At 61.3% G+C, this 15,421-nt stretch carries 14 protein-coding genes and 1 pseudogene; all 15 read right to left on the bottom strand.

Annotated elements, in window-relative coordinates; translation table 11 throughout:
* Nucleotides 1-54: 54 nt before the first annotated feature.
* Nucleotides 55-1,050 (bottom strand): IS30 family transposase, encoded by a 996-nt coding sequence (locus tag FIV03_RS30510; RefSeq protein WP_077294751.1) that lies wholly within the window; start codon nucleotides 1,048-1,050, stop codon nucleotides 55-57.
* Nucleotides 1,051-1,212: 162 nt separating this feature from the next.
* Nucleotides 1,213-2,091, bottom strand: coding sequence for a ribokinase (locus FIV03_RS30505; protein ID WP_152508043.1), 879 nt, complete (start codon nucleotides 2,089-2,091; stop codon nucleotides 1,213-1,215).
* Nucleotides 2,092-2,097: 6 nt separating this feature from the next.
* Nucleotides 2,098-2,970: a MurR/RpiR family transcriptional regulator gene (locus FIV03_RS30500; protein WP_152508042.1), complete on the bottom strand. Its 873-nt coding sequence runs from the start codon at nucleotides 2,968-2,970 to the stop codon at nucleotides 2,098-2,100.
* A complete protein-coding gene (locus tag FIV03_RS30495) occupies nucleotides 2,967-3,941 on the bottom strand; it encodes an ABC transporter permease (protein WP_152508041.1) in 975 nt (324 codons plus the stop codon). The genes FIV03_RS30500 and FIV03_RS30495 overlap by 4 nt, the downstream gene beginning before the upstream one ends.
* Before the next feature lie 5 nt (nucleotides 3,942-3,946).
* On the bottom strand, nucleotides 3,947-5,467 hold the full coding sequence (locus tag FIV03_RS30490; RefSeq protein WP_152508040.1) for a sugar ABC transporter ATP-binding protein: 1,521 nt from the start codon (nucleotides 5,465-5,467) through the stop codon (nucleotides 3,947-3,949).
* A gap of 68 nt (nucleotides 5,468-5,535) precedes the next feature.
* The gene (locus FIV03_RS30485; protein ID WP_152508039.1) at nucleotides 5,536-6,582 is read right to left on the bottom strand and encodes a substrate-binding domain-containing protein; all 1,047 of its coding nucleotides are present in this window, start codon (nucleotides 6,580-6,582) and stop codon (nucleotides 5,536-5,538) included.
* 30 nt (nucleotides 6,583-6,612) lie between these two features.
* Nucleotides 6,613-7,602, bottom strand: coding sequence for a TIM barrel protein (locus FIV03_RS30480; protein ID WP_152508038.1), 990 nt, complete (start codon nucleotides 7,600-7,602; stop codon nucleotides 6,613-6,615).
* 101 nt (nucleotides 7,603-7,703) lie between these two features.
* Nucleotides 7,704-8,216, bottom strand: a pseudogene (locus FIV03_RS30475) (NADPH-dependent FMN reductase).
* Nucleotides 8,174-8,812 carry a CDGSH iron-sulfur domain-containing protein gene (locus tag FIV03_RS30470; protein WP_050474501.1) on the bottom strand — a complete coding sequence of 213 codons (639 nt, stop codon included), beginning with the start codon at nucleotides 8,810-8,812 and terminating at the stop codon, nucleotides 8,174-8,176. The pseudogene FIV03_RS30475 and the gene FIV03_RS30470 overlap by 43 nt, the downstream one beginning before the upstream one ends.
* A gap of 109 nt (nucleotides 8,813-8,921) precedes the next feature.
* Entirely contained in the window at nucleotides 8,922-10,121 is a 1,200-nt protein-coding gene (pcaF, locus tag FIV03_RS30465; protein WP_050474500.1) for a 3-oxoadipyl-CoA thiolase, read from the bottom strand.
* A gap of 24 nt (nucleotides 10,122-10,145) precedes the next feature.
* Nucleotides 10,146-11,072, bottom strand: a complete 927-nt coding sequence (locus FIV03_RS30460) for an FAD-binding protein (RefSeq protein ID WP_152508037.1) — start codon at nucleotides 11,070-11,072, stop codon at nucleotides 10,146-10,148.
* A gap of 1 nt (nucleotide 11,073) precedes the next feature.
* On the bottom strand, nucleotides 11,074-11,835 hold the full coding sequence (locus FIV03_RS30455; protein WP_050474498.1) for an electron transfer flavoprotein subunit beta/FixA family protein: 762 nt from the start codon (nucleotides 11,833-11,835) through the stop codon (nucleotides 11,074-11,076).
* 68 nt (nucleotides 11,836-11,903) lie between these two features.
* On the bottom strand, nucleotides 11,904-12,659 hold the full coding sequence (locus FIV03_RS30450) for a glucose 1-dehydrogenase (protein ID WP_050474497.1): 756 nt from the start codon (nucleotides 12,657-12,659) through the stop codon (nucleotides 11,904-11,906).
* A 92-nt stretch (nucleotides 12,660-12,751) separates the two neighbouring features.
* Entirely contained in the window at nucleotides 12,752-14,389 is a 1,638-nt protein-coding gene (locus FIV03_RS30445; protein WP_050474496.1) for an NAD(P)/FAD-dependent oxidoreductase, read from the bottom strand.
* A 117-nt stretch (nucleotides 14,390-14,506) separates the two neighbouring features.
* Nucleotides 14,507-15,409 (bottom strand): alpha/beta hydrolase, encoded by a 903-nt coding sequence (locus tag FIV03_RS30440; protein ID WP_050474495.1) that lies wholly within the window; start codon nucleotides 15,407-15,409, stop codon nucleotides 14,507-14,509.
* Between the last annotated feature and the right edge of the window lie 12 nt (nucleotides 15,410-15,421).

The raw sequence follows: 15,421 nt of genomic DNA, 5'->3' as shown, positions 1-15,421 counted from the left end.
TGAGCGATACTTGAAGTGCGACTTCTGCGGATTGCAAGGGTAGGGGGCGTTCACTCATTGCGCCAGCATCTTCTCCCTGAAGACTTCGGCCGGCGTCTTCCAACCAAGGCATTTCCGGGGCGTCGCATTGAGCCGGTCACAGATCCCTTTCAACTCAAGATCGGTGACCCGGCTCATATTGAGTTTGCGGGGAAGCCATCGTCGGGCACGTCGGTTGGTGTTTTCCACGGTGCCTTTCTGCCAGGGGGCAGATGGATCACAGAACCAGGTTTGTGTACCGATTTCCGCTTGAAGATGCGGCCAGGCCACAAACTCGGTTCCTCGATCGAACGTGATGGATTTTCGGGAACGGATTGGCAGGTGGCGGATCGCATCGATGACCTTGCCAAGCACCAAATGTGTTCTTCTGTTGTCATTCTTTAAAAGCAAGGTGAACCGGGTGACGCGTTCCACCAGGGACGTAACGTTGCCAGAACCAAAGTGCTGTTTGAACAGCATTAAATCACCTTCCCAGTGCCCGAACTCCTGCCGATGTGCCACGGCATCTGGCCGGAACAAGATGCTGACGTCACGATGGAATTTGGGTGGCAGGCGCTTTCTCGCTCGTCTGGGCTTTCGAGACTTTCGATGTGTCGGCAAGTACCACCACAGCTCCTGGGCAAGGCCTTCCTTCGAATAGATATAACGGTAGATCGTTTCCTGGCAGACCCGGTGGGAGGCGCCTTCGTATCTCATGCGTCCGGCAATCTGTTCCGGCGTCCAGCCATCCTTGATGCGATCGGTCACAAGATGACGCAGATCCGAATGCTTGATCAGTTTTCGTTTTCGTGACCGACGCGTGGCGCATTCCTGGTGGGCCGCCACAGCAAAATAGCCGACGATGTCCGGCAACTGTTCATCTTGAAAATGGTTGCGTTTCAATTCTCGAAAAATCGTTGATCGGTGCCGCCCAAGGATCTTCGCCATTCGGCAAGGTGACACTTTCGCCTGGCGCCAGCGTTCAATCTTGCGGCGCTCCTCCAGCGTCAGGTGGCTGTATTTTGATCCCATGACACAATCCTCCTGTTTGATAACCTATTGGTTTCAAACAGAAGTCGCACTTGGGAATAGCGCGCACCCTGCTATAGGGGCTGCACCGATAATAGTAATTATGGAACTTCAGCCGTAGAAAGCGCCGTATGACACCAATTCTTCAACTTAGTACTCGTTGCACTAGCCGACTCTCAGACTCACTCCGCTGACAAGGGAAGCAGCGGCTTGATTGGCGGCATCAATGGCGACTGTGATCTCCATGCCCCTTGCAAGTTCGGCGGCTAGCACACCCGTAAATTCGTCACCGGCACCATGCGTGCTGACAAGCTCCACTTTAAGCGCGGGCACCGCCAACTCCAGCCCCTCAGCCGTAGCGCAGGCCACACCTTCGCCGCCGGCTGTCACCACGGCAACAGGATAGATTTGGGCCAGAAGGCGGGCCGCACCCAGTGCGCCCTCAAGAGTTTCTACAACCGGACCCCGGGTAAGTTGCTCAGCTTCGACCTGGTTAACGACGATAACGTCCACGAGCCCTATGAGGTCCGTCGAAAGCTCCCGCGCGGGTGCCGCATTGAGTATGACACGGCCTCCTGCCAATCGCGTCGCCCGCGCCGCTGCCACATTTGCCGCATCTGGGATCTCGTTCTGCAGGACGAGGACGCCGCCTTGGGCAAAGAGTTCAGCAGCAGCATCGACATCGACCTGTCCCAAATCAAGATTGCTACCCGACACGATCACCGCGCCGTAGTCACCGTCCTGGTCGAAAATCGCCACACTCATGCCGCTTCCGGCACCTTCGACGACGCGAATGAACCTGCTGTCGACCTGTCCACTTACCTGGTTAGCCACGAGAACGCGTCCGAATTCGTCATCGGCTACGGCGCCGATCATTGCCGTGATAACACCGGTTTTGGCCGCAGCTATTGCCTGATTGCCACCCTTGCCACCGCATTTTGGCAACCAGCGCTCGCCGGCCACGGTCTCGCCCTTGCGTGGACGTCCTGGGCCGTGGACGATAATGTCGTAATGAAGGCTTCCAAAAACGATGACCTGAGACATGCTTCCTTACACAATCTTGTCTTTGCGTTTCGACATGACCGCAGCCATTGTCTTTTGCAGGTTCTTCTCCGCGACACCGTAATTCCTTTGCGCGACGGCAACGAAGAGGGCGTCCAGAATGTTGAGCTGAGCAATGCGAGCGGCGGCATTCTCCCCCATCAGCGGTGAGCCCTGAGCCGTGGAGCAGAGAACGATATCGGCCACCTGCGCCAGCGCGGATGAATTGTAGTTGGTAATCGCAATCGTTCGCGCGCCGTTCTTCCGAGCCAACTGGATTGCCTCGATGACGGCCGTCGTATTGCCGGAATGGGAAAATCCAATAGCGATGTCCTGCGGACCGAGCAGCGCGGCTGACATCAGCATCATATGCGAATCGTCCTGTACGTTGGCACGAATGCCAATGCGCAAGAACTTGTGGGCGACATCGCGGGCAATCTGGGCTGATCCGCCAACACCGTAGAAATCACGCTGCCCAGACTGATTGACCAGATCCGCCGCACGATCGAAGGCGTCCATGTCTATGATCGCGAGCGTCTCTTCGAGTGCGTTGATCGAGGTCCGGAACACCTTTTGGATGATCTCGCGAGAGGTATCCTCGATCGACAGTTCCTGATGCATTTCAGCAGTCGGCAGCTGATTGTACTGTGTGACGGCAGACCTGAAGTCTCGGTAGCCGGAAAAACCGAGCTTCTTGGTGATCTTGACCACCATCGCTTCGGATACCCCCGCTTCTGCCGCGATGTCCTTCAGCGCCGTTTCGTCTGTGAAATTGCGCAGCGCAAACACAGTTTCAACGACCCGCGCCTCCAGGGGCGTGAGATGAGGCATCATCATTCGGATGCGCGGGCCTACCGCCTTCAAGTCATTCAGGGAATTCATCCACGGCCTCTCGTTACGCGATCGATCATCATCGCCACGAGAATTATAAGGCCGGTCGCCAGCAGTTGATAGAAGGCCTGAACGTTCATCAACGTGAGACCATTGCGCATGCTACCGAGAATGATCGCACCAAGAAGCGTACCGACGACACTGCCCTTGCCACCCATCAAGGAGGCGCCGCCGATGGCTGCAGCCGCGATCGCGTCCAGTTCCCAAAGGTTGCCAAGGATAGGTTCGGCAGCACCCAGGCGTCCGATCAGGATCATCGAGGCAAGGGCTGCCAACGCACCGGAGATCACATAGGCCGTGATCTTGGTGATCGCGATCGGCACGCCAGCCACATAAGCGGCCTCTTCATTGCCGCCGACAGCCAGCAGATACTCGCCAAGTGGTGTCTTCTTGAGAAGAACCCAGGCAAGGATTGCCACAACTGCAACCATAAGGACCGAGTTGGGAATGCCGGCGACCGATCCATTAAACAGGGAGCGGAACTCCGGTGGCAGTCCAAAGACCGGATTGCCTCCGGTATAGATCAGGGCAATAGCGCGATAGGTGCTGAGCGTTCCAAGCGTCACGATGAAGGGCTGAAGTCCGATATAGGCAACGAGAACACCGTTGACCAAGCCACAGATGACGCCAATGCCAAGGCCGGCTAGAATAGCGAGCGGGATCGGCGTACCAGAGACCAAAAGGGCTGCCGTAATGACGGCGGCGATGGCAGCCGTAGGGCCGACCGAAAGATCAATGCCTCCGGAGATGATGACCAGCGTCATACCGAGCGCCAGGCAGGCATTGATGCTCGATTGCTGCAGGATGTTGACGAGGTTCCTTTGCGACAGGAAATCGGGAACGAGCAGGCCGAAGATAGCGATGATGATAATCAGTCCGATCAAAGTGCCGGCATCGCGAAGAGACAATGATCCAAGCAGTTTCGACTGTGTTGCGGCCGCATGAAGCGTTGTATCGGACATGACATTCATTCCTGTTGGCTTTGCCGGGCGGGGGCACGAAGTCCCTTGCCGACGGCATGAGAAACAATGGCTTGCTCTGTGAGTTCTTCGCGCTGCAGTTCGGCCACCACCGTCCCCTCGCGCATGACGAGGACCCTGTCGGACACACGCATGACTTCGGGGAGTTCAGATGAAACGACCACCACGGAATGACCTTCGCAGGCGAGTTCCTCGATGAGATTGTAGATTTCGGACTTGGCACCGACATCGATGCCACGTGTCGGCTCGTCGAACAGCAAAATCTTGGATCCCGCGGCCAGCCACCGGGCAATGATTGCCTTCTGCTGATTGCCACCACTGAACAGGCGAATTGGTCGATCGAGCAGAAACGGGCGAAGGTTGACGCGGGTCAACAATTCGGCCGCTGTACGCCTCAAGGCCCCATGCCGGATGATGCCAGCGGGCGCGAAACGTTTCATCGATGGCAGCGCGACATTGTTGGTAACCGAACGGCCGGGAATTATGCCTTCACGCTTGCGTTCCTCAGGCAGAAGGCCAATACCCGCCGCAATGGCAGCACGCGGATTGGAAAGTGTCAGGGTCGACCCGTCGATCTGGATGGTTCCGCCAGTCGCCCTATCGGCACCCGCGATGAGACGAAGCAGTTCCGTGCGGCCAGAACCAACCAAACCGGCAATGCCGAGCACTTCCCCCTTGTGTAGGTCAAAGGAAACATCCCGGACCTTGGCAGAGGAGAGATTGCGCGCTTCGATACGGACATCCCGGGTCGCGTGGGACACATGCTCTTCTGCCTGCAGTTCCCTGCCGACCATCATCGAGATGACGTCGGCCGGCTCAGTCTGCTTGAGGTCAACGACACCAACCAGCCGGCCGTCCCGCATCACGCTTGCGCGCTCGCAGATTCCGAATACCTCGTCCATCTTGTGGGAAACATAGATGATTGTTACGCCGCTCGCGGCTAACCGCTTGATGACCTCCGCAAGGCTCTCAAATTCGCTCGGCGTGAGGCTTGAAGTTGGCTCGTCCATGGCAATAATCTTGGCCTTGTCGAGCAAAGCGCGGGCGATTTCGACCACCTGCCGCTGCGCCACTTTCAGTGACGATATCGGCGCTGCGGGATCAATCGAAGCATCGATCATCGCTAGCGCTTCGGCAGCCCGCCTTTCCTGCTCGCGCCGGTTTACCAAGAGCCCACCTGCCCAGGTAATCGGGTGCCCTAGGAACATGTTCTGGGCGACGGTCAGGTGCGGCACTTGCTGCAGTTCCTGGTGAATCATCGCAACACCGGCAAGGCGAGCGCTCTCAGGTGTCCTGAAGGCCTGAGCCACGCCATCGATCAAAAGCTGCCCGCTTGTCGGCTTGAAGACCCCGGACAAGATACGCAGCAGGGTCGACTTACCTGCCCCGTTTTCACCAAGCAGTGCATGGATTTCGCCGGGTGCAATCTGAAAGGAGACATCGGACAGGGCACGTACGCTCGGAAACACCTTCGTCATGCCTTCGAAAGCTAGTCTGGCAGTGGTCATGATCTCTGTGCCCTTCGTGAGGATCGGCGGCCGGTCCAGAGCGGACCGACCACCTGCCTTGGGAGGCCTTACTTGCCGGCAGCCTTCATCAGCACGGCACGAAGATCGACGCCTTCGCCCTGGAACTCGGCGACATTGTCCTTGGTGATCAGCGCCTGGGGTGTTGCGACGACACGCGGCAGATCCTGGCCGGCGACGAGACGCAGAGCGACTTCCATACCAACTTCACCGGTCAGAACCGGGAAGCTGTCGACGGTGCCAGTCAGCTCACCTGCTTTGATCGAGGCATAGGCATCGGAAATACCGTCTGTGCCGAAAACGGCAACCTTTTCAAGCAGGCCGGCGGCCTTTACCGCTTCGACGATGCCAAGCGCCATGCCATCATTGTTAGCATAGAAGCCAACGAGATCCGGATGCTGCTGCAGGATGTTGGTTGCCGCATCATAGGACATCTGGCGATCCCAGTTGCCGGGCACGCTGGCCACGACCTGGAACTTGCCGGATTCTTCAATTGTCTTTCTGAAGCCATCGGTCCGCTGCACGGCCGCATAGACACCGGCCTGTCCTTCAACAATGGCAACCTTGCCACCTTCCGGGCGATTATCGATGAACCACTTGGCGACGCGCACGCCATTGTCGCGCTGAACGTTTCCGACATAGTGCTCGGCTTGCGGGATAACGGCGTCGTTTACATTGACGACCGGCACGCCGGCAGCCTTGGCCTGCTCCATGATCGGCTGCAGGTTGGCGTCGGTCTGCGGCGACAGGAGAAGAACGTTATAGCCCTGCGTGACCATGCCTTCGGCAATCGTCAGCTGGCCCAGCTGGTCTCCCTCGCTTTGCGCGGCCTGATAGACACTCTCGACGCCGACCCTATCGGCAAAGGCCTTGTAGCCCTCGCCGAGCGAACGCCAGTATTCGTTCGTCAGGGTCTTGGAAACGCCACCGGCTTTGGTACCGGCGGGGATTGCCGGAAATGCGCCGAACTTTGCTTCCAGTTCAGACCAGTCCATCCGATCTGGCTCAGAGTCAGAATTGAGCGGGGCAAGATCTTGAGCAAAGGCTGCGCCGGCCCAGAGGCTCGCCGCCACGGCAAGCGTCAAAAGTCTATTCATCGGTTCCTCCCGAGTTTCATGATAATGGCGTTACGTGTTGGCCCCGAGCATCAGCTCCTGCAAAATGGCCTGGGCCGCCACGGCATCCTGGCGGTCAATCGCACCAGTGAGGCGATTGTCCTGCTCGAGGCGATCAACGACATTCAGCATCCGCTTGACGGTCGCGATGTTCACCTCGCATTCGTGAACCGGATCAAGTCCGGTCATGTCTGGGAATGTGTCGAAATAGATGGCACCGTCGTAGCCATCACGACGGATCTGCCGCAGCAGTTCAATTGTCTGGACCGTGTGTACGGCGCCAACCATGAGACCATCGTCCCGCTTGGCATAACCATCGTTCAGATGGACGCCGAGAAGCTTGCTGTGTCTGGCAATCAGGGCTGCAGCAAAGGCCGGTTGCTCGTCGGCATAAAGAACATGGGCAAAGTCGAGCGTGACACCAAGATTGTCTGCACCAACATCGCGGATCGCCAGCAGCGTCGTTGCCGCATCAGGCATCAGGCTGTAGGATCGCGGCTCGTTCGGCTTATACTCGATGCTGATCATGCAATCGGGATCATGCTCACAAACTTCACGAATTCCATCAATTTCGTGTTGCCACAAGCGGGCGTAGTCCGCCTGGAACGCGTAGTCGAAACCGTCTTGGCCGAGCCACAGCGTCATGAGGCTTGAACCCACCTCGCGGGCAGCGTCGATCCCCTTCTTGGTAAGATCGATTGCCTCCCGCCGGACAGCAGCGTCAGGATGGGTGAACGCCCCGAGCTTGAATGCCGGGTTGGTGTAATAGCGCATGGCAAAGCCGTTAATCGCAAGCCCGAGATCGCCTAGCTTCTTTGCCAACTCGCGCGGATCTTCGCCAAGATGATCGGGAAAATTGAGATCAAGGTCAGTCAGGCCCTGAACGCGCGCGGCGCGCTCGGCCATCTGCAAGACGCTGGGTTTGCCTTTGATACCCGGCCACGCAATGTGCGCTGCGGAAGCGAAGGAGTTCAGGCGAGTGGCGAAACGGGGCTCGGTCAAGATCAATATTCCCAAAAGTTATCTGCCTCAACTTCACGATTTATCTTCAATTTGTAAAGTTAGAAAGTGTTGTGCGTCGCAGCGTTCCCGCCCCCGAAATGCTACGTGGTGCGAGGACAGTCAGTCGGAACCCGCTCGACGAAGTTGCTGAAGTCGCTCAAATAATTGCGCAGGAACGTCTCGGTCGATCCAACGCTGACATTGCCATCGTCGGAAATCAGGTCCGGCGTGAACTGGATATAGGCTTCGATCGCATTCATCATCGGGGAGTTGCAGAAGCTAAGGATGCTCTTCAGGTACTGCTGTCCAACGGCAGTGCCGATAGCCCCAGGCGAGGTTCCGATGATGCCCAATGGCTTACGGTTTAACGAGTTCTGTCCTCGGGGGCGGCTCGTCCAGTCGATGGCGTTCCGCAGCCCACCCGGGATCGAGAGGTTCTATTCCGGTGTAACGAAAGGAACCGCGTCCACGTCCGCAACGGCCGCCTTGAAATCCTGGGCGACTGCCGGGTGGTTGCCCTTGGCTGCAGAAGCCGAACGCGAAGCAAGACGCCCGGCCGCGCCTTCGCCCGCTACTCCGCCACGAAGCCAGCCGCCTTGTGGCTGCCATCGCAATACGGCTTGTTCTGCGACGCGCCGCAACGGCAGAAAAAGGCCTGACGCACTTTGTTGACCGTCCGGCCCGTGCCGCTGACGACCTCCAGGTTGCCGGTGGTCTTCAACGGCCCGTTCGGTTGCGGCAGCAGATCGACGGGCCCGTCGCGCGCCTCCAGCGTTGGGGTGTCCTTTGCCGCCGGTTCGCCCGTCGCTGCGAATCCGGCAGCGGTATGCGAGCCGTCGCAGAAGGGCTTGGTCTGCGATTGGCCGCAGCGGCAGAGGGTGGCCCGCACCCGGCCCAGCGGTTCTCCGCGCAACCGCAGGTCCGCCTCGATCGCCAGGGGGCCGTTTTCCCGCACCCGAACCGTGTTCACCACTGGCGACTGTTCCGTGGTCTGCGCGCCGTCATTGCGGCTGACGCTGATCGCTCCCGACGGACAGGTGAGGCCGATCAGCATGACCGTCTCGACGGACGCGGCATCGGGGTAGATCCACTCACCCTTCACATTCGGCACAAAGACCTCGGGATGGCTCAGAACGCAGTTGCGCGAGTGGACGCACAACGACGCGTCGAACCGGATAGTGACCTCCTTGCCCCTGACAATCTCGACCATGTGCAGTCTCCCCAATCAGCGAAAATCGCATGACCAGCACCCGGCAAGGCTGCGCCTCTGCACTCCGGCTCGTCAAGGATTCGAAAGGACAGAGCAGATATAGGGACACTCACACCCGTTCCAGCGCGATGGCGATGCCCTGCCCCACGCCGATGCACATGGTAGAGAGTGAGCGCCTGCCGTGGGTGTGGCGCAATTCCAGCGCCGCCGTGCCGGTGATCCTCGCACCCGACATGCCCAAAGGATGACCCAACGCAATCGCCCCGCCGTTGCGGTTCACCCGAGTATCGTCGTCGGCGATCCCGAGCTGGCGCAGCGTGGCCACGCCTTGCGCGGCGAAGGCCTCGTTCAGTTCGATCACGTCGAAATCGGCCTGCGTCAGACCGAGCCTCGCCATCAGCTTCTGGCTCGCGGGCGCCGGGCCGATGCCCATGATGCGCGGCGGCACGCCCGCGGTCGCCCCGCCGAGGATGCGGGCGATCGGCGTCAGCCCATGCACGCGCGCAGCTGCCGCCGAGGCGAGGATCAGCGCTGCCGCGCCATCGTTGACGCCCGAGGCATTGCCCGCCGTGACCGAGCCGTTCGGGAACAGGGGCTTCAGCTTGCCCAGCGAGTCGAGGGTCGTGGCGCGGGGGTGTTCGTCGCGGTCCACCACCAGCGCCTCGCCCTTGCGCTGCGGGATCGTCACCGGGGTGATCTCTTGCGCGAGGCGCCCGTTGGCTTGCGCGGCCGACGCCTTGGCCTGGCTGGCCAGCGCCATCGCGTCCTGCGCCTCGCGGCTGATGCCGTAGTCATCCGCCACGTTCTGCCCGGTCTGCGGCATCGAATCCGTGCCCCAGGCCGCATGCATCGCCGGATTGATCAGCCGCCAGCCGATGGTGGTGTCGCAGATCTCGGCGTTGCGGGAAAAGGCGCTGTCGGCCTTGGGCATCACGAAGGGGGCGCGGCTCATGCTTTCGACACCGCCCGCGATGACCAGCTGCGCCTCGCCGGCGGCGATCTGGCGGGCCGAGGTCAGCACCGCGTCCATCCCCGAGCCACAAAGCCGGTTGATCGTGGTCCCCGTCACTCCGACCGGCAAACCTGCCAGCAACAGCGACATGCGCGCCACGTTACGGTTGTCCTCGCCCGCCTGATTAGCGCAGCCGAAGATCACGTCATCCACCGCTTCCCAATCCACGCCGGCGTTGCGGTCCATCAGCGCGCGGAGCGGAATGGCCCCCAGATCGTCGGGGCGCACCGACGACAGTGCCCCGCCATACCGGCCGATCGGCGTGCGGATGTAGTCGCAGATGAAGACGTCGGTCATATTGATGCTCCAAATGTAGCAGGCTTACAGCTTCTCGATCAACTCCGGGATGGCCGTGAAGAGGTCGGCGACCAAGCCATAGTCGGCGACCCGGAAGATCGGAGCCTCTTCGTCCTTGTTGATGGCGACGATGACCTTGCTGTCCTTCATCCCCGCAAGATGCTGGATCGCACCCGAGATGCCGACCGCGACATAAAGGTCCGGCGCCACGACCTTGCCGGTCTGGCCGACCTGCCAGTCGTTCGGCGCGTAGCCACTGTCCACCGCCGCCCGGGACGCCCCGACAGCGGCATTCAGCTTGTCCGCCAGCTTCTCGATCAGCGCGAAGTCGGCCTGGCTGCCCACGCCGCGCCCGCCCGAGACCACGATCCCGGCCGAGGTCAGCTCCAGACGGTCGCTGGACGCCACCTTGTCCTCGACCCAGGCCGAGAGACTGCCGTCCACGCTGGCCGAGACCTTCTCGACCGGGGCGTTGCCGCCCTTGCCGACCGCATCGAAGGTCGCGGTGCGGATGGTCATGACCTTCTTCGCATCCGAGGTCCTGACCGTCTGGATCGCGTTCCCGGCATAGATCGGGCGGTCGAAGGTCGAGCCGTCATGCACGGCGAGAACTTCCGAGATCACCATCACGTCGAGCAGCGCGGCCACGCGCGGCAGCACCGACTTCGACAGCGCGCCCGAGGCGGCGACGATGTGCTCGTAGTCGCCCGCCAGCGACACGATCAGCGCGGCGGTGGGTTCAGCCAAGCCATGGGCATAGGCCGCATCCTCGGCCAGAAGCACCTTGGCCACGCCGTCCAGCGTTGCGGCCTCGGCCGCTGCGGCAGTGGCGTCCGGACCGGCGACCAGCACCGTCACCGGACCCAGCGACATCACCGCGGTCAGCGCCTTGGCCACCTGGTCGGTCGCCATTTTGCCATCGACCACATCAGCAAGAAGAAGAACGGCCATCTCAGATCACCCCCGCTTCGTCTTTCAGTTTCTGGATCAGCTCGGCCACGGAAGCCACCTTGACCCCCGCCTTGCGGCCCGCCGGTTCAACGGTCTTGACCACCGTCAGGCGGGGCGAGACGTCCACGCCATAGTCGGCGGGCGTCTTGGTGGCCAAGGGCTTGGCCTTGGCCTTCATGATGTTCGGCAAGGACGCATAGCGCGGCTCGTTCAGGCGCAGATCGACGGTGATGATGGTCGGCAGCTTGACCGAAATCGTCTGCAACCCGCCGTCCACCTCGCGCGTCACGCGGGCCGTGTCGCCCTCGATGGCGACCTCGGAGGCGAAGGTCGCCTGGCTCCAGCCCAGCAGGGCGGCCAGCATCTGGCCCGTGGCGTTCATGTCGTTGTCGATCGCCTGCTTGCCGCAGAGGACGAGGCCCGGCGCCTCTTCCTTGACGACCGCAGCCAGCAGCTTGGCCACGGCCAGCGGCTCGATATCGGTGTGGACGTCGGCGGCGGCCTCGATCAGGATCGCCCGGTCCGCGCCCATCGCAAGCGCATTGCGCAGCGTCTCTTGCGCCTGCTTGACGCCGATCGAGACGACGACGACCTCCGTCGCGACGCCCTTCTCCTTCAGCCGGATCGCCTCTTCCACCGCGATCTCGTCGAAGGGGTTCATCGACATCTTGACGTTCGCAAGGTCAACCCCCGACCCGTCCGCCTTGACCCGAACCTTCACGTTGTAGTCGATCACCCGCTTGACCGGGACCAATACCTTCATGGGAGGGCTTCCTTTCTCAAATCCCCTGTCCGCCCGGTCGAGCCGGGCGGACAGGGCAGGCTTTGGGGTCAGTTTGCGGTATAGCCGCCGTCGACGACGATCTCGGCACCATGGACGAACGAGGCTTCGTCGGACGCAAGGAAGAGCACCGCGTTCGACACTTCCTCGGGCTTGCTCGGGCGCTTGAGCAGCGTCGATCCCAGGATCGCCTGCCGCGTGGCCGGATCGGCGTGCAGCAGGTCCTTGGTCATCGGCGTGTCGATGACGCCGGGGTGGATCGAGTTCACCCGGATCCCGGTATCCGCCAGATCGACGGCGCAGGATTTCGTCAGCATCCGCACAGCACCCTTGGAGCCGATATAGGCCCCCGCCATCGCCGCACCGACGATGCCGTAGATCGACGAGATGTTGACGATCGACGCCTTGCCCGCTTCCTTCATCAGCGGCACGGCGGCCCGGATGCCCAGATAGACGCCCTTCACGTTGACGTTCATCGTCAGGTCGAATTCCTCGGGCGTGGTTTCGTGCAGGGGCTTCAGGATCAGCACGCCCGCGTTGTTGACAAGAATGTCGAGCCGCCCGGCCTTGGCGCGCACGGTGGCAATGGCGTTGGCCCAGTCGGCTGCGCTTGCCACGTCATGCCTGATGAAGTCGGCCTTGCCGCCAGCGGCCACGATGCCTTTGGCAACCCCCTCACCCGCCGCCACGTCGCGGTCGGTGACGAAGACATGCGCGCCTTCGCGCGCCAGAAGTTCGGAGTGGGACTTGCCCATCCCCATTGCAGCACCCGTCACGAGGGCGACTTTTCCAGATACACGTCCCACAGACTCTCTCCCTTTTTTTGCTGTGTGGTTTTCTTGGCGCACAGCGATGGGCCGGGCAGAATCCTGCCCGGCCCGCCGTGTGTTCCGCTGCGTCAGGCGCTTGCCATCTCGCGGTCGAAGATCATGGTCTGATAACCACTGTCCTTCACCGCATTGATCGCATTGCGGTAATTGCCGATGCCCGCCATGTAGAACATCACCGCGTTCTTCTTGCCGGGGATGTTCGCACCGAAGATCCAGCTTTCGGCTTTCGGGAACAGGGTCATGTCGGCGATCGTCCGGCAGAGCGTGACCCATTCGTCGCGGGCGGCCTCGGTCGGCTCGATGCAGCACAGACCCTTGGCTTCCATCATCTCGATGGTGTCGGCGATCCACTCGACCTGCGTTTCGATGCTCGGCGGCAGGTTGGTGAAGGGGCCGTTCGGGCCAAGGATCATGAAGAGGTTCGGGAAGTCCGTCTCCATCATGCCAAGGTAACCGAGCGGGCCGTCCTTCCACTTGTCCCGCATGGTCACGCCCCCGCGGCCGCGCATGTCCATCTTGACGTAGTTGCCGTCCACCGCGTCGAATCCGGTGGCGAAGATCACCACATCCAGTTCGTGTTCCGCGCCGCTTTCCAGCCGGATGCCGGTCGGGGTGAACTCGGCAATCGGGTCGGCCTTTACATCGGCGAGGGTCACGTTCGGACGGTTGTAGACCTCGTAGTAGTTGTCCCCGCACAAGGGCCGCTTGGCGTAGATGTCGCGCGGCGTCAGCGCCTTTGCGGTTGCGGGATCCTTCACGATTTCCCTGATCTTCTTCTTGATGAAGTCGGCCGCCGCATCGTTTGCGATCTGACTGGTCGCGATGTCGCAGAACGTGCCGAACATGAAGTAGAAACCGCCGCCGCGCTGCCATGCGGCCTCGAACACGCGCTCGCGTTCTTCAGGCGAAGCGGTTTCCGCCGGCACGGTGCTTTCCTGGAAGCCGAAGGCCACAACCGACGATTTGACCTGCTTCCAGATGTCATCGTAGTTGGCCTTTTGCTGGGCGATGGTCGCCTCGTCCTGGGGCGTGTTGCCGATCGGCACGACATACTGGGGCGAGCGCTGGAACACCGTCAGATGCCCGGCAATCGGCGCCGTCGCGGTGATGACCTGAACCCCCGTGGAGCCGGTGCCGATCACACCCACGCGCTTGCCCTTGAGGTCAATCCCCTCAGGCCAGGCGCCGGTGTGCAGCACCTGTCCCTTGAAGCTGTCGATGCCCTTGAACTTCGGTGTGTTCGTTGCGGACAGGAGCCCGAGACCCGTGATCAGATACTTGCAGGTCACTATCTGGCCCTTGTCGGTCGTGACATGCCACAGACCGGTTTCGTCGTTGAAATGGGTCGCTGTAACGCGGGTGTTGAACTGGTAGCTGCGGCGCAGATCGTAGGTGTCCGCGACCTCGTTCATGTAGTCGAGGATTTCGGGCTGCGTCAGATAGCGGGTCTTCCAGCGGCCCTTTTGCAAAAGCTCGCCGCTGAAGGAATAGCGGTAGACGAAGCTTTCGGTATCGGACAGCGCGCCGGGATAGCGGTTCCAGTACCAGGTGCCGCCCACATCGCCCGCACTGTCGAAGGCCTTGACGTTCAGGCCCTGCTCGTTGCGCAGCTTGTAGACGGAATACAGGCCGCCAAAGCCCGCGCCTATCACGACGGCGTCGAAATCGGCGCCCTTGGTCTTGGTGGTTTCCAGAGATTTGGTCATGCTACTCCTCCCAGAGCATGACACCGCCGCCCCGCGAACCGCGGGTGAGGTGCCGGTTGACTGTTATGAAAGGTGGGGGGGTGCCCCGCGCCGTCGGGCGGCGCCGGGGCGGGGGGATCAGAGCGCGCGATACCAAGCGGCGATGCGCGCCAGTTCCTGATCGGCCTCGGGGGCACGGCCCGCCAGGGCCGGGAAGACGTGCTGCATGCCGGGAACCACCGAAAGTGTCACCTTCACGCCCTGAGCCTTCGCCTTGGCAGCGAGGGTTTCCGAGTCACTTTGCAGCGTCTCGGCGCCACCGCAGTTGATGTAGAGCGGCGGGAAGCCAGTGAAGTCGTTTTCCAGCGGATTGGCGAGCGGGTTGAGCGGATCAGTGGCGCCGCCGAGGAACATGCCGGCCATCGCCTCAAGGATCGGCTTGCCGACCAGCGCATCGGTCGCCGCATTGGTTTCCAGCGTCTTGCCGCGCAGCGCCATGTCCAGCCACGGCGAATAGGCAATCACGGCCCCCGGCAGGGGCAGGCCAAGGTCGCGGAACTTCAGCACCGAGGCGATGGCGAGGTTACCCCCGGCGCTGTCGCCTGCCGTCAGGATGTTCTTCGCCTCAAATCCCTTGGCCAGCAGCGCCTTGTAGGCGGCAACCGCGTCCTCGATCTGGGCGGGGAAGGGATGTTCCGGCGCACGGCGGTAGTGCAGAATGCAGGCGGTCACGCCCAGCGCCTTGGCAAGATGGCCCGCCATCTTGCGGTGGCTGTCGGCCGAACCGACGGCAAAGCCGCCGCCATGGGTGTAGACGATCACGCGCTTGGTGTCGGCACCCACGGGGAACGCCCAGATCGCCTCGACCCCGCCGACGTGGTCGCTCTTATAGGTGACGTTCTCCGGTTCCAGCGCGGGCTGGCCCCATTCATCGAACATGCTGCGCAGGTTTGCGATCGTCAGGTTGGGGTTCGCGACCATCTGGTCGGTCCAGCTCTGATAGAGCGCACGCAGTGTATCGGCTTCTTTGCTGATTGCCATTTCATCCTCCAA

The organism is Labrenzia sp. THAF187b, assembly GCF_009363375.1.
GTDB classification, from domain to species: domain Bacteria; phylum Pseudomonadota; class Alphaproteobacteria; order Rhizobiales; family Stappiaceae; genus Roseibium; species Roseibium algicola.
This window is presented reverse-complemented; position numbering and strand designations above follow the sequence as displayed.